The following is a 25,839-nucleotide window of genomic DNA, read 5'->3' as shown; positions in this document are numbered from 1 at the left end:
TCGGGGACTGATTATGATGGGGATCAAGCGGGCCGCTCTGGCCGCGATGGCTGCCTTCACGATCGCAGGATCGGCCCAGGCTGCACTCGTCGAATATGTTCAGAATGGCGGGTTCGAGAATCTCAGCCTGATCAACAGCGGCACCTGGGGTGCTGCGGGGTCTTCGGTGGCTGCGGGCAATTACCAGATCGGCGATCTTTCGGATCAGGGCGCGATCCTAGGCGGCACTGGCGGCGTCACGCCGACGGGCTGGAGCACCTCGGGCTACAATTTCGTGTTCCAGGCGAACACGGCCGATAGCGCCGCGACCGGCGCGCTGACCAACTTCAGCGGCGGCACCGGCCCCGACGATCGTTTCAGCCTGAACGGCCCCGGCCAGGCGGTGAACCCGGTCAACAACGGCTTCGTCGGCGAAAGCCCGGCGGGTGGCGCTTTCCTGGTCATGGATAGCAACCTCGTCGACACGTCGGGCATCGGCAACCTGACCCTGCCGATCAGCCAGCAGCTCACCGGCCTGACCGCCGGCAACATGTACAAGGTGTCCTTCTACTGGGCGGCCGCGCAGCAGTACGGCTTCACGGGCGAGACCTTCGAAGGCTTTCGCGTCGGTCTTGGCGACAGCGTGATCCCGACCAATTCGGGTCCGAACGAGCAGTTTGACGACACCGAAGCCAATATCGAAAACCTGCCCGCCTGCTCGTTCTGCCGCGACACCGGCTTCGTCGTGAACCCGGATCAAGGCTTCACCGACTGGCAGAAGGTCGACTTCTACTTCACCGCGAGCAATTCGACTCAGGTGCTGAGCTTCCTGGCGACCGGTGGTCCGCAGGGCCAGCCGCCTTTCTCGCTGCTCGACGGCATTTCGGTGACCGACGCACCCGAGCCCGCAACCTGGGCGATGATGCTGATCGGCTTCGGCGCGGTAGGCGGTGCCCTGCGCCGTCGCGGTGGCAAGCTGCTGCCAACGCAGCGGCCCGCGCTCGCCGCCTGAACATCCCGGCTTCTATCCGGGCAAGGACGGGGCGCGACGTGGTCGCGCCCTTTGTCTATAAGGCGGTGTGAGGATCTGATCCGCCGATGATGCACATCCAGCCGATTTTTCGGGAAGTCGCCGCGCTATGCGCGTGGCTGGTGATCCTGTCCGTCATCTTCGTTCCGCTCGAACGGCTGTTCGCGCTGCGCCCGAACACGATCTGGCGCCCCGCGATCCTGCAGGATCTGGGCTATTATTTCTTCAACGGCATCGCCGCCGCGTTGATCCTGGCCATCCCGATCAGCTGGGCCATCGCCGGATCGCACGAGATCATGCCCGACGCCTATCTCAACTGGGTGGGCGCCCTGCCGATATGGGCAACGATCCTCGCGACCTTCCTGGTGGGTGAGATCGGTTTCTACTGGGGACATCGCTGGAGCCACGAATGGGGCCCGCTATGGTATTTCCATGCGGTCCATCATCAGCCGACGCATCTCGATTTTCTGGTCAACACGCGCGCGTCGCCGGTGGACATCATCTTCACCCGGTTGTGCGGGCTGATGCCCGTCTATCTGCTGGGCCTGGGCAATCCGAACACGTCGAGCGGGCAGATCGCCCCGCTGCTGTTGCTGATCGGCGGCAAGATCTGGAGCTTCTTCATCCACGCCAATCTGCGCTGGCGGCTGGGCTGGTTCGAAAAGATACTGTCGTCGCCGCGCTTCCACCACTGGCATCACGCGCGGCTGGGGCCGATCAATCGCAATTACGCACCGATGGTGCCGTTCGTGGACAAATTGTTCGGCACGCACCACCTGCCCGACAATGGCAGCTGGCCAGAGCGTTACGGCATCCGGACACGCGATGAGGAAGATGGCGGAAAGGCTGTCGATGACCGGACGAACGCCTTCAGGCCGTCGCATCGAAAATCATGAGCGCCGGACATCACCGCTCGCGAAACACCGCCTCGACATTATTGCCATCGGGATCAATGACGAAGGCCGCATAATAGCCCGCCGGATAACCATCCGACCGAAATCCTGGTTCACCATTGTCAACGCCGCCAGCCGCCAGTGCGGCACGATGAAAAGCGACGACCTCGGCCCGATCACGCGCCCGGAACGCCGTGTGCTGCCGAACAGCGTGCGGGTGGAATATGTCGATCCAGAAGAGCGGATAGTCGACACCATAGCCGATCCCGCCCAGATCGGTGGCACCATCCGCTGCAGTCTCCCGAGCGGTCGTGATGCGCGCTACCGCGCGCAGGCCAAGCGCGCCCAGAGCAGCATCGTAGAACCGGGCCGAGCGCGCAATGTCGGCGACGCCGATGCCACTATGGTCGATCCGCCAGTTCCGATCGGCCGACAAATCGCCGACTTGCGACATCAGCCCTCCCGCGTGGTGTCGTAAACCTCGAACTCGTGCGCGATCGATCCTTCGACGAGCATGTCGTAGAGCTGATAGGCAAGCTTGGGCGGGAAACCACGATCGTTCGCGACCTTCACCGCATGCGCGATCACAGCGGCCTTGCGCACCTCATCGCGCACCGCGCCGCGATCGGGCTTAATCCGCGCGGCGGCCTCGATATAGCGCATCCGCTCCCCCAGCAGGCTGACGATCAGCGTGTCGAGCGAATCGATCGCGGCGCGAACCTCGCTCATCTGCGTGCAGTCGGCGGCGGGGACGATATCGGGCTTTGCGGGGGTTTCCTGAGTCATTCGCGGCGCTTAGCGCAACCCTTGGCGCTTGACTATCCGGCGCGTCGCGGCCATAGGCGCGCCTTCGCAATCGGCCCCGCACCCCAGTGAAGCGGTGGCCCTGCCGATCCTCCAAGATCCAAGCAGCGCGGAATACTGGGAAAAACCTCGACGTCATCAGGCGTCGAGCCACGTCGTAGCGATTGAAGGAAAGACATATGTCGAAGCGCAACAGCGCCAAGTACAAGCTCGACCGCCGGATGGGCGAGAACATCTGGGGTCGCCCGAAGAGCCCGGTCAACAAGCGTGAGTACGGCCCCGGCCAGCACGGTCAGCGCCGCAAGGGCAAGATGTCCGACTTCGGCCTGCAGCTCCGCGCCAAGCAGAAGCTTAAGGGCTACTATGGCGACGTGACCGAGAAGCAGTTCAAGAAGAGCTACACCGAAGCGTCGCGCATGAAGGGCGATACCTCGCAGAACCTGATCGGCCTGCTCGAGCGCCGCCTGGATGCGATCGTGTACCGCGCCAAGTTCGCGCCGACGATCTTCGCCTCGCGCCAGCTGGTCAGCCACGGCCACATCCGCGTCAACGGCGTGAAGTGCAACATCGCGTCGCGCCTCGTGAAGCCGGGCGACGAAATCTCGCTGGGTTCGAAGGCGCAGGAAATGGCGCTGGTGATCGAAGCGCAGGGCCTGTCGGAGCGCGACATCCCCGATTATATCGCCCCGGACGGCGCCGCGAAGGTTTCGTTCATTCGCGTGCCGACCCTCGACGAGGTGCCCTATCCGGTGAAGATGGAGCCGAACCTGGTCGTCGAATTCTATTCGCGCTGATCTCCAGAAGATATCGGCGAACATGGGGGCGGTCCTTCGGGGCCGCCCTTTTTGTTTGTCCTTCGGCCATTCTCGTCATTGCGAGCACAGCGAAGCAATCCGCTCCGCAGTTCGGAATGGATTGCTTCGTCGCTTATGGCGTCTCGCAATGACGATAGGGGTGAAGCTCAGCCCGAACTGCGCGGGTAGACGATGATCGAGAGGTAACGGCTCGACGGCGTGATCAGCGATTCGGGGCCATGGAGCGCCGAGGAATCGAACAGCAACGTATCGCCTTCGGTCAGCGTGTAGCTTTCCGCGCCGTGACGGTAGCTGACCGAGCCTTCGAGCATATAGATCATCTCGACCCCGCCATGCCGAAAGCCGGTGTGCGGATGCGCATTCTCGCTGAGCGAGATCAGATAGGGTTCGACCACCACATCGCCGTTCAGCACATGGCCGAGCAACTGATAAGCATGGCCCGACTTGCTGCCACGCCGCTCGATCGCGACGCCCTTTTCGGCCGGCACGTAGGAGCAGTCCTGCCGCTCCTCGAACGAGGAAAACAGCGACGATAGCGGCACGTTGAGCGCACCCGCGATCGACTGGAGCGTCGAGAGCGAGGCGGAGATGCCGCCATTCTCGATCTTCGACAACATGCCCGTCGAGATATTAGACGCCGCCGCCAGATCGGACACCGACAGATCATTCTGCCGACGCAGCTGACGAATCTGCAGCCCGAGCGCACGTTCGAGCGTGCGTTCCGGTTGCTGCGGCGCGTTTGAGAGGGAGCGTGCTTCGCCCTCCTCCAGACGTTCCTTGGTCATATGGCCCTCCTGCAAGGCGGGCCCTCGCTGCCGCAGGGGGGGAAGCAGGTCAACGCATCTTTTGTTGCGTTACATGCCCATCGCGCTGCGGATGAACGTGTCCGACTTGCGCAGCATCTGCTCACGCACGGCGGAGTCCTCCAGATAATGATCGAGCTTGGGATAAGCGACGAATTCATGCGGGACGCCGGCCGAAGCAAGACGCGAGTCCATCAGGCGGGATTCGCCAATGCGGACATTCCGGTCCTTTTCGCCGTGAAACAGCAACACCGGAACCTTGATCCGATCGGCATGGCGAGCCGGTGAACCTTCGGCGATGTGCGGGCCGGTACCGATATAATCGGACACGATCCGGAAGTTCGACCAGTTGCGGTTCTCTTCCTTCAACTCATTGAGGTCTGTGACAGGTGCAACCGCCACCACAGCCTTGAACAGCCCCGGTTCGACAACCGCCGACTGAAGGGCGGCATAGCCACCATAGGACCATCCGAAGATCGCGATCCTGCCGGGATCGGAGATGCCCTGACTGATCAGGTGGCGGCCCGCATCATTGACGTCGCCGATCGCGGTCTTCCACGACTGAAAGCCGTTCTTCTGGAACCAGGCATCGCCATAGCCCGCCGATCCACGAAACTGCGGCTGGATGACAGCATAGCCACGCGCGACGAAGAAGGCCGACAGCCAGTCGAATCCCCAGTAATCGCGCGAGGCAGGCCCACCATGCGGCATGACGATTGCCGGTATCTTCTTACCCTCCATTCCCACCGGGATCTGGAGATAAGCAGGGATCATGGTGCCGTCGGCCGCGCGATAACGGATCGACTTCATCTCCGCGAGTTTCTGATTGGCCAATGGCGGCCCGACGTCGAGCACCTTGGCGAGTTGCCGGCTGGTCTTATCGAACAGATAATAAGCGCCGGGATCGACATCGCTGCTGGCAAACAGGAGGAGGCGGCTTTCGTCGCGGCTGGCATCGATCACGCCGAGTGTCTTGCCGGGCAAAGCCTTCTGGAGCGCCGTGCGCAACTTCTCGATTGCGGGATCGAGATAATGAACATGGCTTTGGTCGGTCGAGTAGCTGACACCGACAACGCGCCGCTGACGACCGATATAGTGGAAACCATCCACATCCACCTCAGGGTGCGCGTAAAGCAACGTCGCCTTGTCCGATCCGTCGAGCGGCATTTCATACGCGGCCCAACGACCATCCTTTTTCATCAGGCCGTAGACCACGTCGCGTTCGGCATCGACCGAGCGTGGGCTGAACCCCTTGTCGTTGACCGTGTCGAACTGTCCGAAGGGGATCCAGTTTCGTTCGCCCTTCCTGCGGAAGAAGTAGTTGATGATGCCGCTATCTTGCCCCGTTTCACCGCGTAACAGGCGATGACCCGCGATACGGATCGTGCCCTTGCCGTCACCGATATACTGGACGGCTCCGTCGCGCGGTGGTTCGACCCGCTGGCTGGCCAGGGTTCCGGTGTTGATGCGATCCACCCCCAGCCCCTGCGCCGTCTTTTCGATCAGCGATCCGATCTTGGCCTGCGGCACATAACTGCGGGTCATCAGGACCATGCCGTCTTCGTCAGGAAGCCAATCGACGATGCCCCCGCCGGCCAGCGATTGATAAAGCGAATTGGGATTCTCGCGATTGCTGAGCAGTTTCGGATTGCCGCCGCCGACGTCGACCGCGAAGGTGCGGGTGAAGGGCAGAATCTCCAGAAACGCCTTGTCGATCACGCCATAGACCACGCAAACGAGCCGCGCGTTCGAAACCCAGTTGCAGCGTTGCAACCGATCCGGATCGCCACTGTCGGCCAAAGCGCGCTTGGCAGGCTCGGTCGAGTCGCGATCGATCGTGTAGAGCGCCGACCCCGCGCCGACCGTGGGCACGATATAGGCGATCTTCCGGCCGTCCGGCGACAGGCTGAGGTTCGATATGGCCTCGCGCGCTCCAAATGCCTTGGCGGCGTCGAAATCGGTCGATTGCGCCAGTGCAGCGCCCGACAACATGGCGAGAGCGGCCGCACCCGCGCGAAGAATCGCGATCATGGAAGTCCCCGTAATATTCCCCGCGGGCTTCATGGAAAAATCGGCGGCGGGTCCGCAAGCGGAAATCTCACCACTTCGCCCTCTTTCACCCGTCACATCGCATCGCTATCTGCGCGGGCATGACCGAATATCGCCAGCCAGCCGAATGGGCGCCGCATGACAGCGTCTGGATCGGCTTTCCGAGCCATCCCGATCTTTGGGAAGACGACCTTGAGCCCGCGCGCGGCGAGGTGATCGCCTTCGCGCGCGCCGTCCACGCAGGCGGCAAGGGCGAGCGTGTGGTGCTGGTCGCAGCCGACGAGGCATCGGCCGATCGGGCGCGCGAACTGGCGGGCGATGCGGCGGACGTGATCGTCGAGCCGTTCGGCGACATCTGGCTGCGCGACACCGCGCCAATCATCGTGACGGGCGCTGGTGGGCGTGCGGCGACCGATTTCGGTTTCAACTGGTGGGGCGGCAAATATGCGCTGGAGGGCGACGAGAGCATCGGCGCGCGGCTCGCGACGCGCACCGGATGGCCGGTGCGCAAGGGCGACTGGATCTTCGAAGGAGGCGCGATCGACGTCGACGGGACCGGCCTGGGCGTCACCACCGAACAATGCCTGCTCAACGTCAATCGCAACCCCGACATGGGCATCGCCGATATCGAGAAAAGGCTGAAGGCCGATCTGGGCATCGACCGGCTGCTGTGGCTGGGCGACGGGCTGGCCAACGATCACACCGACGGGCATGTCGACAATCTGGCGCGCTTCGTGGGCGAGGGACGGATTGCGATCCCCGTGCCGTCGGGCAGCGACGACCCCAATCTCGCGATCTACGAGGATGCCGCCGGCCGCGCCGACGCCTTCGGCCTCGAAGTCGTCTCGATCCCGTCGCCGGGCGAGGTGCTGCGCGACGGGGAAGTGATCCCGGCGAGCTACATGAACTTCTACATCGGCAATGCCACCGTTGTCGTGCCGCTCTATGGCGCGGCGAATGACGAGGCGGCGGTCGAGGCGATCGCGGCGATCTTCCCGACACGCGACGTCGTCGGCTTCCGCGCCGACCATATCCTCACCGGAGGCGGCAGCTTCCATTGCATCAGCCAGCAGGTGCCCGCAGCATGAGCAAGATCAAGGTAGCCGCGCTCCAACTCGCGCTGTCCGACGATATCGACGCGAACATCGTCGAGGTGAGCAAGCTCGTCCGCGAGGCGGCGGGCAAGGGCGCGCAGGTAATCCTGCCCCCCGAGCTGTTCGAAGGCCATTATTTCTGCCGCGTCGAGGATGAGGGCCTGTTCGCGCGCGCCAAGCCCACCGCCGAGCATAAGGCGGTGCTGGCGATGCAGACGCTGGCGAGCGAGCTGAAGGTCCATATCCCCACCAGCTTCTTCGAAGCCGATGGCCCGCACCATTATAACAGCCTCGCGATGATCGATCCCGACGGCAAGGTCGCGGGCGTCTATCGCAAGACCCACATTCCCGATGGGCCGGGTTACGAGGAAAAGTTCTATTTCCGCCCCGGCAATACCGGTTTCAAGGTGTGGCCAGCCGAGGGCACGACCGTAGGCATCGGAATCTGCTGGGACCAGTGGTATCCGGAGACGGCGCGCGCGATGATGCTGATGGGCGCCGAGGTGCTGTTCTATCCCACCGCGATCGGCAACGAACCACACGATCCCGATCTCGACACCAGCCGTCTGTGGCGGCGCGCGATGATCGGCCACGCTGTGTCGAATGTGGTGCCCGTCGTCGCCAGCAACCGCATCGGCACAGAGACCGGGCCGGACGGCGGCAGCGCGCATTTCTATGGCCACAGCTTCATCTGCGACGAGCGCGGCGACATGCTGGCCGAGTTTGGCGCGACCGAGACGGGCGTGCTGGTGGCCGAACTCGACATCGCGCAGGCCAAGCGCCACCGCGCCGCCTTCGGCTTCTTCCGCGATCGCCGCCCCGAACTTTACGGGCGACTGGCGCAGGACATCTGATAGTATCGCACCCGTAACAAGGGAGACTGCCATGACCGTTTCGCGCTTTTACGAGATGAACGCCAAGCCCGGCATGGCCGCGGAGATGGAAGCCTCGCTCTATGCGCTGGCCGATGCGGTGCGGAAGATCGACGGGTGCGAGGGCGTCGAGATGCTGCGCGACACCGGCAATGAGGGCCGTTTCCTGTTCAACGAGAAGTGGGCCTCAATCGAGTATCACAAGGGCGCGAGCGGCCAGCTGCCCAAGGACGTCTTCGGCCCGCTGATGGCCGCAATGGATGGCCCGCCGGTGGGCGCCTATTTCGATTATCTGAAGGTGATCTGAACCCCTCACTCGTCATTGCGAGCGAAGCGAAGCAATCCATTCCGAACTGCGGAGTGGATTGCTTCGTCGCTTTCAGCTCCTCGCAATGACGAGTAGAGTTAGTCGTACTGCGATCCGTCGATCTCCAGCCCGCGGCGGCCGGCATGGACGGTGTCGCTGGGGGCGTGGGGCGGCTCGATCTCGGCAGGCTCGATCACTTCGAGCGCGCCTTCCCACTTGGCGACGACCACGCTCGCCACCGCATTGCCGACGACGTTTGTAGCCGAACGGCCCATGTCGAGGAAGTGATCGACCGCCAGGATCAGGAGCAGCCCCGCCTCCGGGATCTTGAAGAAGGCCAGTGTCGAGGCGATCACGACCAGGCTGGCGCGCGGCACGCCCGCGACCCCCTTCGACGTGACCATCAGGATCAGCAGCATCGTCACCTGCTGCCCCAGGCTCAGATCGATACCGTAGGACTGGGCGATGAAGACGGTGGCGAAGGTGCAATAGAGCATCGTCCCGTCGAGGTTGAACGAATAGCCAAGCGGCAGGACGAAGCTGGCGATCCGGCGCGGCACGCCGAACCGATCGAGCGCCTCCAGCGTTCGCGGGAAGGCGGCCTCTGAAGAAGCGGTGGTGAAGGCGAGCAGGATCGGCTCGCGGATGTAACGCACCAGCAGCTTGGCGCGGCCGCCCGCGACCAGGAAGCACAGCAGCAGCAGGAACACCCACAGCAGCATCATGGTCAGGTAGAAGCCGCCCATGAACTTGCCGAAGGTGATCAGGATGCCCGGCCCTTGCTGCGCCAGCGCGGTCGTGACCGCCGCGAACACCGCGAACGGGGCGAAGCGCATCACATAATCGGTGATCTGGAGCATGACCTGCGCCAACGCCTCGATCCCGCGCAGCAGCGGCGCGGCGCGTTCGCCGATCGCGGTCATCGCGACGCCAACGAAGATCGAGAAGATCACGATCTGCAGGATCTCGTTATTCGCCATCGCTTCGAAGAAGCTCTTGGGCACGAGATGGGTAACGAACTGTTTCAGCGAGAAATCGGCCTGGGTGACACCGCTCGTCGCGGTCACGTCGGGGATCGGCAGGCCCAGGCCCACGCCCGGCTGGAGCAGGTTGACCATGATCAGGCCGAGGGTCAGCGACACCAGGCTGGCCGACAGGAACCACAGGATCGACCGCAACCCGATCCGCCCGAGCGCAGAGGTATCCCCCATATGCGCGATGCCGACGACGAGGGTCGCAAATACGAGCGGCGCGATGATCATTTTGATAAGTCGCAGGAACAGCTCGGTGAGGATGGAAATATAGCCCGTGACGTTGGTTATCGTAGCAGGATCTGAAATCGTTTGATTGAGCGTGATGCCGACGGCGATGCCGAGAACCATCGCGAGCAGGATGAACAGTGTGAGGCGCTTGGCCACGGGCGTCTCCGATAAGAAAGAACGAGTGGTCGGGCCAATTTCGGCGCCGGTCAAGGGCAGGTACGGCCAGAAGCGGAGAGTGGATGCTATTTGGACGGCGCGAGCGCAAATATAGGCGGCTCCTCATCGTCGAGGACGAACCCCTCGTCGCGTTCGACACCGAACATTTCCTCACCGATTGCGGCTACGTCGTGATCGCGACCGTCGACAATGCCGACGATGCCTTGGCCGCCATCGCGGAGGGCGGCATCGACCTGATCCTGTCCGACGTCACCCTGTCGCGCGCGTCGAGCGGCCGCGATGTGGCGCTGGCCGCAAAGGCGGCTGGCGTGCCGCTGCTGTTCGTCACGGCACGCTGCCCTGTCGATGCGCCCCAGATCGCGATCGGATGCCTTGCCAAACCCTATAAGCAGCGCGACCTGGGCCTCACGCTCGAGGCGGTTGAGGCCAAGCTCGGCGGGGCCAGCGTGCCCAAGCGCCTGCCGACGGGGTTGAGCCTCTACTGACCCCCTTCCCTCGCGCTGCCGGGCCGCTATGGTCGGGCGATGGATCAGATGGGGGAAGGCGGCGCGGCCGCGGTCGATGGCAAAAGGGGCTGGTTGGGTGCGGTGAAGCCGTACACCGCGCCCGAAGCGCTGGCCGCCTTGTTCGTCGGCATTTCCTCCGGCTTTCCTTATGCGATGATCGGCGCGACGCTGACGACCCGGCTCGCGCAATCGGGGATCGACAAGAAAAGCGTTACCGCCTTCTCGCTCGCCTTCCTGGTTTATAATCTGAAGCCGCTTTGGGCATGGATGGTCGATGGTGTGCGCCTGCCGGTGATCGGCCGGATGGGGCAGCGCGTGTCATGGATGCTGCTTGTCGGGGTGCTGGTGATCGCGGCGGTCATCAACCTCGCGCTGGTCGATCCGCAGGCGAGCCTGATGCAAACGGCCGTGGCCGCCATTCTGGTCGGCGCGGCGGGCGCGACCTATGACATCGTGATCGACGCCTATCGCATCGAGATATTGAAGCCGCACCAGTTGGGCGTCGGCGCGGGGATGAGCCAATATGGCTGGCGGATAGGATCGACCGCTGCCGCCGCGCTCGCGCTGTTGCTCGCCGGGCGGATCGGGTGGAGCGGCGGCTACATCGCCTGCGCCATGTTCGCGCTGCCCGCAATGCTGACGGCGCTGGTGATGGGTGAGCCCGAACGGCACCGCGAGGCGACCACGCGCAAGGGCATGCGGGCGACCGTCGTTTCGATCTGGGGTCCGTTCGCCGAATTTTTTCAGCGGCAGGGCGCGTGGATCGTCCTGGCCTTCATCCTGCTCCACAAGATCGGCGACACGCTGACGACGCTGACCGTGCGGCTATTGTTCAACGATATGGGCTATAGCAACGATCAGATCGCGATTTACGATGTCGGCTTCGGCTTCTGGGCGTTCCTGATCGGCATCTTCGTGGGCGGCGCGCTCTATGCACGCATGGGCCTGAAGCGATCGGTGATGCTGAGCCTGTGGCTGATGGCGCTGACCAACCTGAGCTTCGCGGGGCTCGCTTATGCCGGCACCAACGCCAACTGGGCGATGGCGGCGGCGATGTGCTTCGAAAATTTCGCGAGCGGAATCGGCGGCGTCACCGTGATCGCCTATTTCTCCGCGCTCTGCGATCTGCGCTTCACCGCATCGCAATTCGCGCTGATCTCGGCTGCCGCCAGCATCGTGGGCCGCTTCGTGACCGGCACAACCGCGGGCGCGATGATCGAGGCGATCGGCTACGTCCCCTTCTACCTGCTGACGACGCTCGCGGCTTTGCCCGGCATTCTGCTGTTCTGGATCATGATCCGGATGGGCCTGATCGAACAGTCGTTGGGCACGGCGGGCGAAGTCGACGAATAGGCCCGCTTTGCGCGGCTCAAGATAAGGGCGCTTCCCCGCGCGACACGGCCGCCCATATGGGTCGGGTCGTGAACAGCTTTTCCGTTATGTCCGAAAATCCGAAGCGCGCCATCGCCATGCGCGCGAACGTCGGCATAGCGTCGCGCGCATGGAAACGAGCATGAAAACCCTGACCCATCTCGAACGGCTCGAAGCCGAGAGCATCCACATCATCCGTGAGGTGGCGGCCGAATGCGAAAAGCCGGTGATGCTCTACAGCGTCGGCAAGGATTCGGCGGTGATGCTGCATCTGGCCAAGAAGGCCTTCTATCCCGCGCCCCCGCCCTTCCCCCTGCTCCACGTCGACACGACCTGGAAGTTCAAGGCGATGTACGAGCTGCGCGAAAAGGCCGCGCGCGACGCCGGCATGGAATTGCTGATCTACCAGAATCCCGAAGCCATCGAGAAGGGGATCAACCCCTTCGATCATGGCGCGCTCCACACCGACATGTGGAAGACGGAAGGGCTGAAGCAGGCGCTCGACAAATATGGGTTCGACGCGGCCTTCGGCGGCGCGCGGCGCGACGAGGAAAAGAGCCGCGCGAAGGAGCGGGTCTTTTCGTTCCGTACGGCTTCGCATCGCTGGGATCCCAAGAACCAGCGCCCGGAACTGTGGAACCTCTACAATGCCCGCAAGGCCAAGGGCGAGAGCATCCGCGTCTTCCCGATCTCGAATTGGACCGAGCTGGATATCTGGCAATATATCCACCTTGAGGACATCGACATCGTCCCGCTCTACTTCTCGGCACCGCGCCCGACCGTGGAGCGCGACGGGATGCTGCTGATGGTCGATGACGATCGCTTCCCGCTGGAACCCGGCGAGGTGCCGGTCGACCGATCGATCCGCTTCCGCACGCTCGGCTGCTATCCGCTGACGGGCGCAGTCGAAAGCACGGCGGCGACCTTGCCCGAGGTCATCCAGGAAATGCTGCTGACCACGACGTCCGAGCGACAGGGGCGCGCGATCGACAAGGATGCCGGTGGCGCGGGCATGGAGAAGAAGAAGCAGGAGGGGTATTTCTGATGGCGGAGACGGTTCAGGACTCTGTCTATCAGGTCGAAGCCCTCATTGCGGAGGACATCGACGCTTATCTGGAGGTGCACCGCAACAAGAGCCTGTTGCGCTTCATCACCTGCGGATCGGTGGACGACGGCAAATCGACCCTGATCGGGCGGCTGCTCTACGATTCGAAGATGATCTTCGAAGATCAGCTCGCGACGCTCGAAGCCGACAGCAAGCGCGTCGGCACGCAGGGGCAGGAGATCGACTTCGCCCTCCTCGTCGACGGCCTCGCCGCCGAGCGAGAGCAGGGAATCACGATCGACGTCGCCTATCGCTTCTTCGCGACCGAGAAGCGCAAGTTCATCGTCGCCGACACGCCGGGGCACGAGCAGTACACCCGCAACATGGTGACCGGCGCGTCGACCGCCGATCTCGCCGTCATCCTGATCGATGCGCGCAAGGGCGTGCTGACCCAGACGCGGCGCCACTCCTATCTCGCGCACCTGATCGGCATCCGGAACATCGTGCTGGCGGTCAACAAGATGGATCTGGTCGACTATGACGAGGCCGTCTTCAACCGGATCGTGATGAGCTATCGCAGCTTCGCGGCCGAGATCGGGATCACTGCCTTCACCGCGATGCCGATTTCGGGCTTCAAGGGCGACAATATCACGACGCGTTCGGGCAAGACCCCCTGGTATAAGGGGCCGACCCTGATGGAGCATCTGGAGACTGTGCCCGTCGACGCCGACAGCGATCGCGCCAAGCCGTTCCGCCTGCCCGTCCAGTGGGTCAATCGCCCCAATCTCGATTTCCGTGGCTTTGCGGGTCAGATCTCGACCGGCACGATCAAGCCGGGCGATCCCGTGCGCGTGCTGCCGTCGGGCAAGACCAGCACGGTCAAGTCGATCGTCACCTATGACGGCGATCTGGAGGAGGCGGGCGCGGGCCAGTCGGTCACGCTGACGCTGGCCGACGAGGTCGATTGCTCGCGCGGCGACGTGATCTCCGCCGCCGATGCGCCGCCGCAGGTCGCCGACCAGTTCGAGGCGACGATCGTGTGGATGGCCGACGAGGAGATGCTGGCCGGCCGCGCCTACTGGCTCAAGCTCGGCACCCAGACCGTCAGCGCGACGATCTCGCAGCCCAAGTACCAGGTCAACGTCAACACGCTCGAACAGCTCGCGGCCAAGACGCTCGATCTCAACGCGATCGGTGTCGCGAACCTGACCACCGACAAGGGGCTGGTATTCGAACCCTATGCGGATTCGCGCGCGCTGGGCGGGTTCATCCTGATCGACAAGATGACCAATGCGACGGTGGCGGCGGGGATGCTCCACTTCGCGCTCCGCCGCAGCCAGAACGTCCACTGGCAGGCGCACGATGTCGATCGCGCGCACCATGCGAACCTGAAGAACCAGAAGCCCGCCGTGCTGTGGCTTACCGGGCTTTCGGGCGCGGGCAAATCGACGATCGCGAACCTGGTGGAGAAGAAGCTGGCGCGGATGAACCGCCACACCTTCCTGCTCGACGGCGACAATGTCCGCCACGGGCTGAACAAGGATCTGGGCTTCACCGATGCCGATCGCGTGGAGAACATCCGGCGCGTCGGCGAAGTCGCCAAGCTGATGACCGATGCGGGCCTGATCGTCATCACCGCCTTCATTTCGCCCTTCCGCGCCGAGCGCGACATGGTGCGCAGCATGGTCGCGGCCGGCGAGTTCTTCGAGGTGCATATCGACACACCGCTGGCCGAGGCCGAGGCACGCGACGTGAAAGGGCTCTACAAGAAGGCCCGCAGCGGCGCGCTCAAGAACTTCACCGGGATCGACAGTCCTTATGAGGCGCCCGACACGCCCGAAATACGGATCGACACGACCAAGCTCAGCCCCGAACAGGCGGCCGACCTGATCGTCGAGAAGCTGCTCGGATGAGCGCGCTCCTCGACCAGATCGTCCGCATCGCCATCGATGCGGGCAAGGAGATCATGGCGGTCTACGACGCCGGGCCCTGCGCCGCCGAGACCAAGGGCGACGGCTCCCCCGTGACCGAGGCCGACGCGCGCGCCGAGGCGGTGATTCTCGCGGCTCTCGCCAAGATCTCGCCCGACGTGCCGGTGGTAGCCGAGGAAGAGGCCGCCGCGGGGCGGATCCCCGAATGCGGCGGCAGCTTCTTCCTGGTCGATCCGCTCGACGGGACCAAGGAGTTCATCAACCGCAACGGCGAGTTCACCGTCAACATCGCGCTGATATCGGGCGACGCGCCGGTGGCAGGCGTCGTTTATGCGCCCGCGCTCGGCACGATCTGGGCGGGGGCCGAGGGTGCCGGCGCACGGATGGCGTCGGTGGCCGGCAGCGTCGTGGGCGCGTGGTCCGACATTGCGGTGCGGCCGGCCAATGGCAGGCCGATCGACGTGGTCGCAAGCAAGTCGCACATGACCGACGAGACCAAGGAATTTCTCGAACGCTATAAGGTCGGCCAGCTCATCTCGGTCGGCTCCTCGCTCAAATTCTGTCAGGTCGCGCAGGGTTTGGCCGATCTCTATCCGCGCCTCGGCCGGACGATGGAGTGGGACACCGCCGCCGGCGACGCGGTGCTTCGTGCAGCGGGCGGCATGGTCAAGGCGATCGACGGCACCCCGATGCGCTACGGTAAGCGCCAGCAGGCCGACGATGTCGATTTCGCCAACGGCTGGTTCGTCGCGAGCGGGGCGGCGGGGCTTTTCTAACATATCGTCACCCCCGCGAAGGCGGGGGCCTATCCAAAGCGTTCTCTCGCGGAGAGACTGGATAGGTTCCCGCCTTCGCGGGAATGACGGTTTTAGAAGATGCGCCACCACCCAAGCACGCTCCGATCCCGCAATATCTCATGCGCCGCATTGTGCCCCGGCGCGCCCGTCACTCCGCCGCCCGGATGCGTCCCCGCACCGCACATATAAAGTCCCTTGATCGGCCCGCGATAAGCGCCGTGGCCCAGCACCGGACGCGCCGACCAGAGCTGGTCGAGGCTCATCGCGCCGTGGAAGATGTCGCCGCCGACGAGGCCGAATTTGCGTTCGAGATCGAGCGGCGAGTGGATCTGGCGCGCGATCACCGATGCCCTGAATCCCGGCGCATGGCGCTCGACCGTATCGAGGATCAGGTCGGCAGTCGCTTCGCGCTCGTCATCCCAGCTGCGCCCATCGGGCAGAACCGGCGCGAATTGCTGGCAGAAGAGACTGGCGACATGGCCTCCCGGCGGGGCGAGACTGTGGTCGATCGTCGACGGGATGAGCATTTCGACGATCGGCTCACGCGCAAGCCCCAAGCGCTTCGCGTCGAGATAGGCGCGGTCCATATAATCGAGGCTGGGCGCGATCACGATGCCCGACCGATGATGCTCGCCCGGTTCGGGCAGCACCGAGAAGCGGGGTAACTCGGACAGCGCAACGTTCATCCGGAAGGTGCCCGAGCCCGCCTGAAAGCTGCGGATCCGTCGCAGGAAATCCTTATCGAGATCGGCGGGATCGACCAGCCGTTCGTAGAGCAGTTTCGGCCCGACATTGGCGGCGACCAGTGGCGCGACAATCTCCTCCCCGCTTTCCAGCCGCACACCCGCGACGCGGCCACCATCGATGAGCAGCCGCGACACCGGCGCCTCGAGGCTGATTTCGACGCCCATCGCGCGGACGACGTTCGCCATCGCCTGCGTGATCGCGCCCATGCCGCCGACGATATGGCCCCACGCGCCCTTGTTTCCGTTCACCTCGCCAAAGACATGGTGGAGCAGCACGTAGGCCGACCCCGGCGTATCGGGGCTGGCGAAATTGCCGACAACCGCATCGAAGCCGAAGGCGGCTTTCACCGGATCGCTTTCGAACCAGCCGTCAAGGAAGGTCCGCGCCGACTTGGCGAACAGATCGAGCAGGTCGCGCTGCCGCTCGATCGGCAGGCTGGCGATCCCCCGCCCCTGCCGCGCCGCCTCGATCAGCGCGCGCAGCCCGCCGCCGACATTGGGCGGCGCCCGCAGCGCGAGCGAGCGCAGCACATCGGCCACTCCCTCCAGCGCGTCATAATAAGCGGGCAGCGCCGCCGCATCCTTCATCGAGAAGCGCGCAAACTCGGCCTGGGTGCGGGCAAGGCCGCCGCCAAGCTTGAGATAGCCGTCGTCCAGCGGAAGGAAATTGGAGATCGGCCGCTCGATCACGCGATAGCCGTGATCGGCCAGCCGCATGTCGGCGATCACCTTCGGCTGGAGCAGACTGACCGTATAGCTCGCCGCAGAATTGCGGAAACCGTGATGGAATTCTTCGGTGACCGCGGCCCCGCCGACGACATCGCGCCGCTCGACGATGCGCACCCGAAGACCCGCGCGGGCGAGGTAGAAAGCGCAAACGAGCCCGTTATGCCCGGCCCCGACGATGATCGCGTCGTAACGGGCGGTCATCGCCCCTCCCAAATTGCATAGTCCCCCATTTCGACAGAGGGCTACCGCATTGGCCGTGCGGCCCACAAGCCGCGCCTTGACCGAACCGATCGGTATGGCCAAGCCAATCGAAACAATATTCGCGGGTGGGGAACGGGATGCTCGAGGCGGATTATGTGATCATCGGGGCCGGCAGCGCGGGTTGTGTGCTGGCGAACCGGCTGAGCGAGGACCCGAACGTCAGCGTCGTCCTGCTCGAAGCGGGCGGCAAAAGCGATACGCTGCTGGTCAACATGCCGGTCGGGTCGGTCAAGCTGATGGGCAATCCCGACTATGACTGGATGTACCTGACGGAGCCCGACCCTTCGATCAAAGGGCGGCAGGTGCTGTGGATCTCTGGCAAGATGCTGGGCGGCGGATCGGCGATCAACGGGACGATCTATATCCGCGGATCCAAGACCGATTATGACAGCTGGGCCGACAAGGGCTGCACCGGCTGGAGCTGGGACGAGGTGCTCCCCTTTTTCAAGAAGGCCGAAAACTACTGCGGGCCGGACAAGGGCTCGGACTGCATGGGGCATGACGGGCCGCTGAGCGTCGAACCGATCCGCTCGCCCCACCCGATGACCGAAGCCTTCGTCCAGGCGTGCGCCGAAACCGGCCTCACCCGGATCGAGGATTATTGCGCAGGCGACGTCGACGGCGTCTTCCACAACTTCTTCACTCAAAAGAGCGGCCGTCGCAGCAGCACCTACGAAGCGTTCCTGAAGCCGATCAAGGGCCGCAAGAACCTGATCGTGCTGACCGGCGCGCTGGTGGACAAGGTGGTGTTCGACGACGCCAAGCGCGCGGTCGGCGTCCGCTATCGCGATGGAAATGTGGTGCGCGAGATCAAGGCGAAGCGCGAAGTGGTGGTGAGCGCGGGCGCGATCCATTCGCCCGCGGTGCTGCTTCGCTCGGGCATCGGCCCGGCCGACGAACTGCGCGAACTGGGCATCGATGTCGTGGTCGACGCGCCCGAAGTCGGCAAGAACCTGCAGGAGCATGCAAGCGTCCATCAGAGCCGCTTCGTCGACCTCGAAACGCTAAATTCGGCCGCGACGCCGCTCAAGATGCCGTTCCACTTCTTGCAATATCTGTTCAGCGGCACCGGTATCCTCACCTCGCCACCGGTCCAGGCGATCGCGAACACGCGCTCGCAATCGGGCCTGAACCACCCCAACATCAAGCTGTCGTTTGGGCCGGTCGCGGTCGACCATCGCACGCGCCAGCCGCACAAGCGGGCGGGCGTGACGATTTTCGTCAACTGTTCCCCGCCCAAGAGCCGCGGCGAGATTCGCCTGCGCAGCGCGAATGCGGCGGACAAACCGGTGGTCGATCATCGCCTGCTCGGTTCGACCGAGGACATCGCGACGATGATCGCGGCGATGAAACAGTGCGAGGAGATCTTCAAGGCGCCGGCGCTTGCCAAGCATGTGGTGGGGCGTCTTCTGCCCGACGAAGAACCCAAGACCGACGCCGAGTGGGAGGACTATATCCGCAGCACTGCCGGCATTGGCTTCCACCCCGTTTCGAGCTGCCGGATGGGCGGAGACGCACGCTCGGTGGTTGACCCGACATTGAAGGTGCGCGGAGTGTCCGGGCTGCGCGTGATCGACGCCTCGATCATGCCCGATATGCCGGCCGCCAACACCAATGCACCGACCATCATGATCGGTGAAAAAGGCGCCGATCTGATCAAGAACGAGGTGCGTTGAACGATGACCAATCCGCATTATCCGCATCTGTTCAGCCAGTTCTCGATCGCAGGGGTCGAGCTCAAGAACCGCCTCGTCATGGCGCCGATGTCGACGTCGCTGGGCGGGGTCGACGGCGCGGTGACGCCGTCGCAGATCGCCTTCTATCGCGAACGTGCGCTGGGCGGCTTCGGCCTGATCATCGTCGAGTTCACCTGCGTCGATCCCAAGACCGGCCGCACCGAGGAGCATCAGCTCTCGCTCGACAGCCGCCGCAACCTCGACGGCCATTGTCGGCTGGTGGAAACGATCCACGCGGCGGGCGCCAAGGCGTTCCTGCAGCTCCAGCATGGCGGGCGCTTCGCCAAGGGCAGCTATCTGGCCGACGGCATCGTGCGCGGGCCGATGGAGGTTCGTTCGCGCAAGGACCCCAACAAGATCGTCGTCGCGCAGATGACCGATGCGGAGATCCAGCATCTCGTCGACGCCTTCGGCCGTTCGGCGGCGCTGGCGTCCGAAGCGGGTTATGACGGGATCGAGCTGCACGGCGCGCACGGCTATCTGCTGTCGCAATTCCTTTCGCCGTTCAGCAACCAGCGCGACGACAAATGGGGCGGCGATTCCGAACGACGCCTTGCCTTCCCCACCGCCGTCATCCGATCCGTGAAAGCGGCGATCGGCGACAAGCCGCTCTGTTTCCGCATCTCGGCCGACGAATTCATCGAGGGCGGCCTGTCGGTCGACGACAATGCGCTGATCGTGCCGCATCTGGTCGCTGCCGGCGCGGACATGCTGCACGCGTCGACCGGGCGCGGCCCCGAGGCGTTCGACAAGGTGATGGAGCCGATGTCGGCCCCCGAAGGCTGGCGCCTGCCTTACGCCAAGAAGCTGCGCGAAGCCTCCAACGTGCCAATGATCGGCGTCGGCCAGATCCGCTGGCCGGAGACCGGCGAAGCGGCGTTGATCGAGGGCGACTGCGATCTCGTGGCGCTGGGCCGCCCGTCGCTGACCGATCCGGCGTGGCCGAAAAAGGCTGAGGCCGGGCTGCGTGACACGATCCGGCCCTGCACCAGCTGCAACTGGTGCATCGCGCCCGACAATCTCCACCGCATCGTCTGCGCCGAAAATCCGCGCACGGGCAGCGAACTCGACGCCGATTTTGCCGCCGATCTGGGCCTCGGCCGCAAGGCGATCGTCATCGGCGCCGGGCCGGGTGGCATGGCGGCTTCGCTGATGCTCGATCAGGCGGGATTCGAAACGGTGCTGTACGAAGCGAGCCCCGAACTGGGCGGCGGGCTGATCGCGTCGGCGACGCCGCCGGGCAAGGACAAGCTGTTCTGGTATCGCGACTATCTGGTCCGTCGCCTCGGCAAGAGCCGGGTCGCGGTTCGCAACGATCATCGCGTGACGGCGCAAGAGATCGCTGCACAGTCGCCCGACCTGGTCTTCGTCGCGGCGGGCACCACCACACGGCCGATGGCGATCGACGGGATCGAGGATCCTATGGTGCTCGACGCCTATGAACTGCTGATGGGTCACGCGCTTCCCGGCGTGCCCGCAGGCGGCACCGCGATCGTCTATGGCGGCGGCGAGACCGGCTGCGAAGCCGCCGAATATATGGCCGAGCATGGCGCGCGCGTCGTGCTGGTCACGCGATCGTCCGCGCATCAGCTCGCCCGATCGGCGGAGATCGTCTATCGACTCGGTCTCGTCGCGCGGATCAACGCCAATCCGGCGATCGAAGTGGTCGCCGAAAGCGAGATCACCCGTATCGCCGATGGCGAGGTGACGGTGCGCGGCAAGGATGGCGATACCCGTATGATCCAGGCCGCACGCCTGCTGATGGCGCAGGGCCGCGATCCGTTGAACAAGGTCGCCGACGATCTCGTGGCGGCCGGCATACGCTGCTATCTGGTGGGCGACAGCCGCAAGGTCGGGCGGATCGGCGACGCGGTGCACACCGCCTATCAGGCGATGCGCGCGCTTGCGGCCGATCGCGTTCCGCTCCAGCCGCTGGCCTGCTGAGATGAGTTCGCGCCTTCCCGCCCTGCTCGCCCCCGGCCGCGTGGCCGTGGTGCTCGTCGAGGTGCAGAGCGGCGTGATGGGCGCCGCGGCGCCGTGGCCTGCGCTGAGCGAAGAGGCCGAGCGCATCGGCCTTGTCAGCAATGCGGCGAAGCTGGTCGGGGCGGCGCGGGCGCGGGGTGCGCCCGTGATCCACTGCACGGCGGAGAACCTGGCCGGCCGCTTCGGACGGAACGTCAACGCCAAGCTGTTCGCGACCGCCGCCAAGGTGCGTGGCGGGAACGCGACCGAGGGCGACGCGCCGTTGCCCGAGCTCCATGACCCCAGCGACATCGTGCTGCCGCGCTATCATGGCATCAGCCCGATGACAGGGTCGCCGCTCGACTCGCTGCTACGCAATGCGGGCGTGACGACGATCATACTCGTCGGCGTGTCGGTGAGCTTCGCGATCCTCAACACGACGATGGACGCGGTCAATCGCGCCTATCAGGTGATCCTGCCGGCCGATGCGGTCGCGGGCTTCCCCCGCGAATATGCCGAGGCGGTGATGACCAACACGCTATCGATGCTCGCGACGATCGCACCCACCGATACGATAGTAGACAGCTGGCCAGCCTAAATAATCCTCCCCCTGGCGGGGGCGGATTTGAATGTCAGGGAATACGTCCGCCGATGAAGTTGGTCACGCGGTCGCACACTTCGCGGACGCGGCGGCCAACCTGCTGGACCTCGCTGCCCTTCATCGGGCGGATGAAGCCCATCACGCCGATGACGAAGGCGACCTTGCCGCGCTGATCGAAGACCGGCGCGGAGACCGAACCCAGATTATATTCGCGCTGCGCGTCGAGCTCGCTCACCAGATAATCGGTCTGGTCGGTGCGATAGACGAGCGACTGGGCGTGGCCTTCGTTCATCACATGCACCTTGCGCAGCGCAATCTGATAGCCCCAGCGGCGGACGAACTCGATGCTCTCGCGCATCTTTCGGCGCTCATCGTCGCTGGGCGGCGGAAGCGCGCGATCGACCCAGGCGTCGACCTCGCTGTCGTTCGACCAGGCGACGAACACGCTGCCGAACGGCGGGCGCAGCGGGATGCGCGTGCCGGGGAAGATCGACCAGCCGAGATGCGAGACCGACGAGGCGCGCTCACGCACCACCGCCTCGTCCTTTTCCAGGAAGATCGCGGCGACGATCACGTCGAACTCGTCGGCCAACGCGCGCATCTCCGGCGCGGCGACCTGCAGCGGCGACAGGCTCCCGCGTGCCGCCTCGGCCAGACGCGCCAGCGCGGAGCCAAGGAGATAGGTCTTCGAGTTGCTGCGATAGAGATAGCCCGCCTCCACCAGCGCGGCGAGCAGGGCATGGCAGGTCGCGCGGCTGATCTTGAGCGATGAGACGATATCGGTGAGCGTGAACGCCTGGCCCGGATGGTCGGCAAAGAAATTGAGAACGGCGACGGTGCGCGCCACCGCAGGAGAAAGCCGAGACATCACGATCTTTCGCTATTTCGAAACGCGACCGCTATAAGTTACGCCTATGCGACGGGCAAGCCGATCGGCACGCAAATGACGGCCGTTCTTTCGATATTCCGAACCGCCGGATGTTTCGGGATAGAGTCATCTGATTTGCCATTTCGAAAAATCGGTCTAAGTCTTCCGCGCGAAACAGGAGACGGAACAGCGCATGGTCGATGTCGTCATTTCGGGTATCGGGCAATCGGCAGTCGGTCGCAAAGTCGATCGCAGCGGCATCGCGATGACGGTCGACGCCGTGCTGGCGGCGCTCGCCGACGCGGGTCTGGACCGCAAGGATATCGACGGGCTTTCGACCTATCCCGGCAAGATGAACGGCAATCTCGCCCACTTTTCCCCCGTCGGCACGCACGAGCTGATCGAAGCCCTGAAGCTCAAGCTCGACTGGTATAATGCCGGCGGCGAGGGTGGCGCACAGCAGGCGGCGTTCCTGAACGCGGTCGCGGCCATCAAGGCCGGCTATGCCCGCCATGTCATCGTCTTCCGCACGCTCAAGGAAGGCAGCGGATCGATGTACTGGCAGCAGGCGGCCGGTGCGACCGTGCAGCGCCAGCGCATGGGCGACCGCTTCGAATACCTCCTGCCCTTCGACGCGCTGACCACGATCAACCACGTCGCGATGTCGATGCAGCGGCACTTCCACCTTTACGGCACCACGCGCCGGCAATTGGGTGCGATTTCGGTCAATGCGCGCGCCAATGCGGCGATCAACCCGGAGGCGGTGTTCCGCGATCCGTTCACGATCGACGACTATCTGAACGCCAAGATGATCTCGACACCGATGTGCCTGCTCGACTGCGACGTGCCGACCGACGCATCGACCGCCTTCATCCTGTCGAGCGCCGAGGCCGCGCGCGACCTGAAATCGGTGCCGATCAACATCGAGGCGATGGCGGGCGCGCTGTGGAGCGCGGCAAGCTGGGATCAGACCGACATGCCGCACATGGGCGCGCATGACGCGGCCAAGCAATTGTGGAGCCGCACCGATCTCAAGCCCAAGGACGTCGACGTTGCCGAACTCTATGACGGGTTCAGCTTCCTGACGCTCACCTGGCTCGAGGCGCTGGGCTTCTGCGGGATCGGCGAGGGCGGTGCCTTCGTCGAGGGCGGGCAGAGGATTGCACGCGATGGCGAACTGCCGCTCAACACGCATGGCGGGCAATTGTCGGCGGGACGCACCCACGGCTTCGGCTTCGTGCGCGAGGCGGTGATCCAGCTGCGGCGCGAGGGCGGCAACCGCCAGGTCCCGGGCGATCCCGAAGTTGCGGTCACGTCCGCCGGCGGCGGACCGCAGGGCGGCTGCATGCTGCTCACCCGGCGATAAGGAGAGGCCCGATGTCCGATACCTATCAGCGCACCCTGCCGATCCTGACCGACGACAACCGCCATTTCTGGCAAGGCGGCAAGGATGGCCACCTGCTCCTGCTCCGTTGCCAGGATTGCCTTCACTGGGTCCACGTTCCCCAGCCCCGCTGCACCAACTGCCTGAGCGAAGCGCTGAAGCCCGAACCGGTGTCGGGCAAGGCCGAGGTCGAAACCTTCACGATCAACGTGAAAGCGTGGGGCAAGGGCATGAAGGTGCCCTATACGATCGCGGTCGTCGCACTGCCCGAACAACCTGGCCTGCGCGTCACCACCAACATCGTCGATGTCGATCCCGAGAAGGTGTATATCGGCATGCCGGTCGAGGTGCAGTTCGAACAGGACGACGATGTCTGGCTGCCGATGTTCGCGCCGGTCGCCGGCTGACCAAACGTCCAAGCTTTCGAACCGCAACTCGATCATGCAAGCCTCGCGCTTGACCAAATGCGATCATGTATGAAAACATGACACATCGTTCGAAATAGTGAATGTTTGACTTGGGAGAGTCGTGATGAGTGCATCTACGGGAGCCGACGTCGAGGCGCTGGATCGGGGGGCGAAGGACAAGCCCTTCACCTACAAGATCGTCGATGCCGACGCGCATGTGAATCCGCATCCCAGCTTCTGGCAGGAATATCTGCCGAAGCATCTGCGCGAGCTTGCCCCCAGGATCGAGCATGCTGACGACGCCGATTATGTGATCTTCGAAGGCAGCCGCAAGAAGCTCAACCTGATGGGCCAGCAGGCCGGCCGCAAAGGCAAGGACTTCAAGCTCGAAGGCCGCCTGTCCGACGTGCGATCGGGCGGCTGGGAACCGGCAGCGCGCCTGGCCGACATGGATCTCGACGGTATGGACGCCGCGGTCCTCTACGGCGGCGGTCCGCTCGGCACGCTCAACATGGAACTCTATATCGAGAGCTTCCGCGCGTATAACCGCTTCCTGGCCGACTTCTGCGCTTATGATCGCCGCCGCCTGTGCGGTGCCGCCTATCTGCCGATGCGATCGGCCGAGGAAGGTCTGGCGATGCTGAAGGAAGCCGTCGATCTGGGCTTCACCACGGTCAACATCCCCGGCTTTCCGCAGAGCACCAAAGACACCGCCGCACCGTCGGCCACCGGCGCGTCACAGAGCATGGGGGCGCAGGCCGCCGCGCTGACCGGCGATCCGTTCGGCGAGTTGCGCTATGACGATCCGTCGTTCGACAAATTCTGGGCGGCCGCATGCGATTACGACATCGCGCTGACGGTCCATCTGGGCGGGCGCATCGTGCGTTTCGCGGAGAAGGACAAAATCCTCGCCGACATGATGATGAGCAAATTCGCGATGGCCGAGCCGGTCGCGATCCTGATCTTCAGCGGCATCTTCCAGCGTTTCCCCAAGCTCAAGTTCGGTACGATCGAGAGCGGATCGGGCTGGATGGCGTTTGCGGCGCACTACATGGACCGCACCTGGGAAAAGCAGCGTTACTGGACCGAGAGCCCGCTCAAGGAGCCGCCGAGCTTCTACATGGACCAGAACGTCTATACGTCGTTCATCAACGATCGCATCGCGGTCGAGACGCGGCACTTCCCGGGCGCCAAGAACATCATGTGGTCGTCCGACTATCCGCATTCGGAAACGACCTTCCCGGATTCGGCGGCGGTGATCGCGCGCGACATGGCCGGCATCCCCGAGGCCGACAAGCACGCCATCATCTGCGGCAATGCGCAGAAGTTCTTCCGTATCGGCGAATAAGCACCGTCCGATACGCCCACCGAAAGGCGGCCGGCCCGTTTGTGGGGCGGCCGCTTTTCTGC

24 protein-coding genes are annotated in these 25,839 nt (G+C 64.2%); 17 read left to right on the top strand and 7 right to left on the bottom strand.

The genetic code is table 11. The features are described 5' to 3' along the window. Positions 1–13 precede the first annotated feature (13 nt). Both FYJ91_RS07365 and FYJ91_RS07360 read left to right on the top strand, forming a co-directional pair. On the top strand, positions 14–991 hold the full coding sequence (locus tag FYJ91_RS07365; RefSeq protein WP_246152528.1) for a PEPxxWA-CTERM sorting domain-containing protein: 978 nt from the start codon (positions 14–16) through the stop codon (positions 989–991). A gap of 86 nt (positions 992–1,077) precedes the next feature. Next, entirely contained in the window at positions 1,078–1,905 is an 828-nt protein-coding gene (locus tag FYJ91_RS07360; protein WP_149521621.1) for a sterol desaturase family protein, read from the top strand. Between the two features lie 10 nt (positions 1,906–1,915). Here the strand turns inward: FYJ91_RS07360 and FYJ91_RS07355 are convergent, their stop codons facing one another. Together FYJ91_RS07355 and FYJ91_RS07350 are read right to left on the bottom strand one after the other, a co-directional pair. Next, the gene (locus FYJ91_RS07355) at positions 1,916–2,356 is read right to left on the bottom strand and encodes a VOC family protein (protein WP_149521620.1); all 441 of its coding nucleotides are present in this window, start codon (positions 2,354–2,356) and stop codon (positions 1,916–1,918) included. Further along, on the bottom strand, positions 2,356–2,688 hold the full coding sequence (locus FYJ91_RS07350; RefSeq protein ID WP_149521619.1) for a chorismate mutase: 333 nt from the start codon (positions 2,686–2,688) through the stop codon (positions 2,356–2,358). Before FYJ91_RS07350 ends, FYJ91_RS07355 begins: the two co-directional genes overlap by 1 nt. Positions 2,689–2,885: 197 nt before the next feature. Between FYJ91_RS07350 and rpsD the strand changes: the two genes are divergently transcribed. Continuing rightward, positions 2,886–3,500: a 30S ribosomal protein S4 gene (rpsD, locus tag FYJ91_RS07345; protein WP_149521618.1), complete on the top strand. Its 615-nt coding sequence runs from the start codon at positions 2,886–2,888 to the stop codon at positions 3,498–3,500. Positions 3,501–3,667: 167 nt separating this feature from the next. On the opposite strand, the gene FYJ91_RS07340 is transcribed toward rpsD, so the two are convergent. After that, positions 3,668–4,306, bottom strand: a complete 639-nt coding sequence (locus FYJ91_RS07340; RefSeq protein WP_149521617.1) for a helix-turn-helix domain-containing protein — start codon at positions 4,304–4,306, stop codon at positions 3,668–3,670. 69 nt (positions 4,307–4,375) lie between these two features. Then, positions 4,376–6,355 carry a S9 family peptidase gene (locus FYJ91_RS07335; protein WP_149521616.1) on the bottom strand — a complete coding sequence of 660 codons (1,980 nt, stop codon included), beginning with the start codon at positions 6,353–6,355 and terminating at the stop codon, positions 4,376–4,378. Between the two features lie 119 nt (positions 6,356–6,474). On the opposite strand from FYJ91_RS07335, the gene FYJ91_RS07330 reads away from it, so the two are divergent. The 3 genes from FYJ91_RS07330 to FYJ91_RS07320 are packed head-to-tail and all read left to right on the top strand — an operon-like array spanning position 6,475 to position 8,646. Further along, entirely contained in the window at positions 6,475–7,461 is a 987-nt protein-coding gene (locus tag FYJ91_RS07330) for an agmatine deiminase family protein (protein WP_149521615.1), read from the top strand. Continuing rightward, positions 7,458–8,321 carry an N-carbamoylputrescine amidase gene (gene aguB / locus FYJ91_RS07325; RefSeq protein ID WP_149521614.1) on the top strand — a complete coding sequence of 288 codons (864 nt, stop codon included), beginning with the start codon at positions 7,458–7,460 and terminating at the stop codon, positions 8,319–8,321. The genes FYJ91_RS07330 and aguB overlap by 4 nt, the downstream gene beginning before the upstream one ends. Before the next feature lie 31 nt (positions 8,322–8,352). After that, the gene (locus FYJ91_RS07320; protein ID WP_149521613.1) at positions 8,353–8,646 is read left to right on the top strand and encodes a putative quinol monooxygenase; all 294 of its coding nucleotides are present in this window, start codon (positions 8,353–8,355) and stop codon (positions 8,644–8,646) included. Positions 8,647–8,744: 98 nt separating this feature from the next. Here FYJ91_RS07320 and FYJ91_RS07315 read toward each other — a convergent pair whose 3' ends face one another. Continuing rightward, a complete protein-coding gene (locus FYJ91_RS07315) occupies positions 8,745–10,064 on the bottom strand; it encodes a dicarboxylate/amino acid:cation symporter (protein ID WP_149521612.1) in 1,320 nt (439 codons plus the stop codon). An 83-nt stretch (positions 10,065–10,147) separates the two neighbouring features. Here FYJ91_RS07315 and FYJ91_RS07310 point away from each other — a divergent pair, with 83 nt between their 5' ends. The 5 genes from FYJ91_RS07310 (at position 10,148) to cysQ (ending at position 15,714) form a co-directional block, all read left to right on the top strand. Further along, positions 10,148–10,570, top strand: coding sequence for a response regulator (locus FYJ91_RS07310; RefSeq protein WP_149521611.1), 423 nt, complete (start codon positions 10,148–10,150; stop codon positions 10,568–10,570). Positions 10,571–10,609: 39 nt separating this feature from the next. Next, positions 10,610–11,944, top strand: coding sequence for an AmpG family muropeptide MFS transporter (locus tag FYJ91_RS07305; RefSeq protein WP_425473991.1), 1,335 nt, complete (start codon positions 10,610–10,612; stop codon positions 11,942–11,944). A gap of 148 nt (positions 11,945–12,092) precedes the next feature. Next, entirely contained in the window at positions 12,093–13,007 is a 915-nt protein-coding gene (cysD, locus tag FYJ91_RS07300; protein WP_281290577.1) for a sulfate adenylyltransferase subunit CysD, read from the top strand. Then, entirely contained in the window at positions 13,007–14,920 is a 1,914-nt protein-coding gene (cysN, locus tag FYJ91_RS07295; RefSeq protein ID WP_149521609.1) for a sulfate adenylyltransferase subunit CysN, read from the top strand. Before cysD ends, cysN begins: the two co-directional genes overlap by 1 nt. Further along, the gene (cysQ, locus tag FYJ91_RS07290; protein ID WP_149521608.1) at positions 14,917–15,714 is read left to right on the top strand and encodes a 3'(2'),5'-bisphosphate nucleotidase CysQ; all 798 of its coding nucleotides are present in this window, start codon (positions 14,917–14,919) and stop codon (positions 15,712–15,714) included. Before cysN ends, cysQ begins: the two co-directional genes overlap by 4 nt. 92 nt (positions 15,715–15,806) lie before the next feature. Here cysQ and FYJ91_RS07285 read toward each other — a convergent pair whose 3' ends face one another. Continuing rightward, positions 15,807–17,411: a phytoene desaturase family protein gene (locus tag FYJ91_RS07285; protein ID WP_149521607.1), complete on the bottom strand. Its 1,605-nt coding sequence runs from the start codon at positions 17,409–17,411 to the stop codon at positions 15,807–15,809. 137 nt (positions 17,412–17,548) lie between these two features. Between FYJ91_RS07285 and FYJ91_RS07280 the strand changes: the two genes are divergently transcribed. Genes FYJ91_RS07280 through FYJ91_RS07270 form a run of 3 tightly spaced genes read left to right on the top strand, consistent with a single transcriptional unit; the run spans position 17,549 to position 21,767 of the window. Then, entirely contained in the window at positions 17,549–19,147 is a 1,599-nt protein-coding gene (locus tag FYJ91_RS07280; RefSeq protein WP_149521606.1) for a GMC family oxidoreductase, read from the top strand. 3 nt (positions 19,148–19,150) lie between these two features. Further along, entirely contained in the window at positions 19,151–21,151 is a 2,001-nt protein-coding gene (locus FYJ91_RS07275; RefSeq protein WP_149521605.1) for an oxidoreductase, read from the top strand. Between the two features lies 1 nt (position 21,152). Next, a complete protein-coding gene (locus tag FYJ91_RS07270; RefSeq protein ID WP_149521604.1) occupies positions 21,153–21,767 on the top strand; it encodes a cysteine hydrolase family protein in 615 nt (204 codons plus the stop codon). A gap of 34 nt (positions 21,768–21,801) precedes the next feature. Here FYJ91_RS07270 and FYJ91_RS07265 read toward each other — a convergent pair whose 3' ends face one another. Beyond that, entirely contained in the window at positions 21,802–22,638 is an 837-nt protein-coding gene (locus FYJ91_RS07265; RefSeq protein ID WP_149521603.1) for an IclR family transcriptional regulator, read from the bottom strand. A 193-nt stretch (positions 22,639–22,831) separates the two neighbouring features. Between FYJ91_RS07265 and FYJ91_RS07260 the strand changes: the two genes are divergently transcribed. The 3 genes from FYJ91_RS07260 to FYJ91_RS07250 all read left to right on the top strand — a co-directional run bounded on the left by FYJ91_RS07260 (position 22,832) and on the right by FYJ91_RS07250 (position 25,777). Further along, positions 22,832–24,004, top strand: coding sequence for a thiolase family protein (locus FYJ91_RS07260; protein ID WP_149521602.1), 1,173 nt, complete (start codon positions 22,832–22,834; stop codon positions 24,002–24,004). 11 nt (positions 24,005–24,015) lie between these two features. Then, positions 24,016–24,429 (top strand): Zn-ribbon domain-containing OB-fold protein, encoded by a 414-nt coding sequence (locus FYJ91_RS07255; protein ID WP_149521601.1) that lies wholly within the window; start codon positions 24,016–24,018, stop codon positions 24,427–24,429. 124 nt (positions 24,430–24,553) lie between these two features. Continuing rightward, complete coding sequence (locus FYJ91_RS07250) at positions 24,554–25,777, top strand: amidohydrolase family protein (RefSeq protein WP_149521600.1); 1,224 nt, start codon at positions 24,554–24,556, stop codon at positions 25,775–25,777. The last annotated feature ends 62 nt before the right edge of the window (positions 25,778–25,839 follow it).

The organism is Sphingomonas montanisoli (genome assembly GCF_008274695.1).
GTDB classification, from domain to species: Bacteria; Pseudomonadota; Alphaproteobacteria; order Sphingomonadales; family Sphingomonadaceae; genus Rhizorhabdus; species Rhizorhabdus montanisoli.
This window is presented reverse-complemented; position numbering and strand designations above follow the sequence as displayed.

Bases quoted from the DNA above. Each gene is read 5' to 3' on its own strand.
- FYJ91_RS07350 (WP_149521619.1), bottom strand. From the start codon at position 2,688: ATGACTCAGGAAACCCCCGCAAAGCCCGATATCGTCCCCGCCGCCGAC.
- FYJ91_RS07335 (WP_149521616.1), bottom strand. From the start codon at position 6,355: ATGATCGCGATTCTTCGCGCGGGTGCGGCCGCTCTCGCCATGTTGTCG.
- FYJ91_RS07340 (WP_149521617.1), bottom strand. From the start codon at position 4,306: ATGACCAAGGAACGTCTGGAGGAGGGCGAAGCACGCTCCCTCTCAAAC.
- FYJ91_RS07310 (WP_149521611.1), top strand. From the start codon at position 10,148: ATGCTATTTGGACGGCGCGAGCGCAAATATAGGCGGCTCCTCATCGTC.
- FYJ91_RS07360 (WP_149521621.1), top strand. From the start codon at position 1,078: ATGATGCACATCCAGCCGATTTTTCGGGAAGTCGCCGCGCTATGCGCG.
- FYJ91_RS07270 (WP_149521604.1), top strand. From the start codon at position 21,153: ATGAGTTCGCGCCTTCCCGCCCTGCTCGCCCCCGGCCGCGTGGCCGTG.
- rpsD (WP_149521618.1), top strand. From the start codon at position 2,886: ATGTCGAAGCGCAACAGCGCCAAGTACAAGCTCGACCGCCGGATGGGC.
- FYJ91_RS07365 (WP_246152528.1), top strand. From the start codon at position 14: ATGATGGGGATCAAGCGGGCCGCTCTGGCCGCGATGGCTGCCTTCACG.
- FYJ91_RS07305 (WP_425473991.1), top strand. From the start codon at position 10,610: ATGGATCAGATGGGGGAAGGCGGCGCGGCCGCGGTCGATGGCAAAAGG.
- FYJ91_RS07330 (WP_149521615.1), top strand. From the start codon at position 6,475: ATGACCGAATATCGCCAGCCAGCCGAATGGGCGCCGCATGACAGCGTC.
- FYJ91_RS07320 (WP_149521613.1), top strand. From the start codon at position 8,353: ATGACCGTTTCGCGCTTTTACGAGATGAACGCCAAGCCCGGCATGGCC.
- FYJ91_RS07275 (WP_149521605.1), top strand. From the start codon at position 19,151: ATGACCAATCCGCATTATCCGCATCTGTTCAGCCAGTTCTCGATCGCA.
- FYJ91_RS07250 (WP_149521600.1), top strand. From the start codon at position 24,554: ATGAGTGCATCTACGGGAGCCGACGTCGAGGCGCTGGATCGGGGGGCG.
- FYJ91_RS07265 (WP_149521603.1), bottom strand. From the start codon at position 22,638: ATGTCTCGGCTTTCTCCTGCGGTGGCGCGCACCGTCGCCGTTCTCAAT.
- FYJ91_RS07280 (WP_149521606.1), top strand. From the start codon at position 17,549: ATGCTCGAGGCGGATTATGTGATCATCGGGGCCGGCAGCGCGGGTTGT.
- cysN (WP_149521609.1), top strand. From the start codon at position 13,007: ATGGCGGAGACGGTTCAGGACTCTGTCTATCAGGTCGAAGCCCTCATT.
- aguB (WP_149521614.1), top strand. From the start codon at position 7,458: ATGAGCAAGATCAAGGTAGCCGCGCTCCAACTCGCGCTGTCCGACGAT.
- FYJ91_RS07285 (WP_149521607.1), bottom strand. From the start codon at position 17,411: ATGACCGCCCGTTACGACGCGATCATCGTCGGGGCCGGGCATAACGGG.
- cysQ (WP_149521608.1), top strand. From the start codon at position 14,917: ATGAGCGCGCTCCTCGACCAGATCGTCCGCATCGCCATCGATGCGGGC.
- cysD (WP_281290577.1), top strand. From the start codon at position 12,093: ATGGAAACGAGCATGAAAACCCTGACCCATCTCGAACGGCTCGAAGCC.
- FYJ91_RS07355 (WP_149521620.1), bottom strand. From the start codon at position 2,356: ATGTCGCAAGTCGGCGATTTGTCGGCCGATCGGAACTGGCGGATCGAC.
- FYJ91_RS07260 (WP_149521602.1), top strand. From the start codon at position 22,832: ATGGTCGATGTCGTCATTTCGGGTATCGGGCAATCGGCAGTCGGTCGC.
- FYJ91_RS07255 (WP_149521601.1), top strand. From the start codon at position 24,016: ATGTCCGATACCTATCAGCGCACCCTGCCGATCCTGACCGACGACAAC.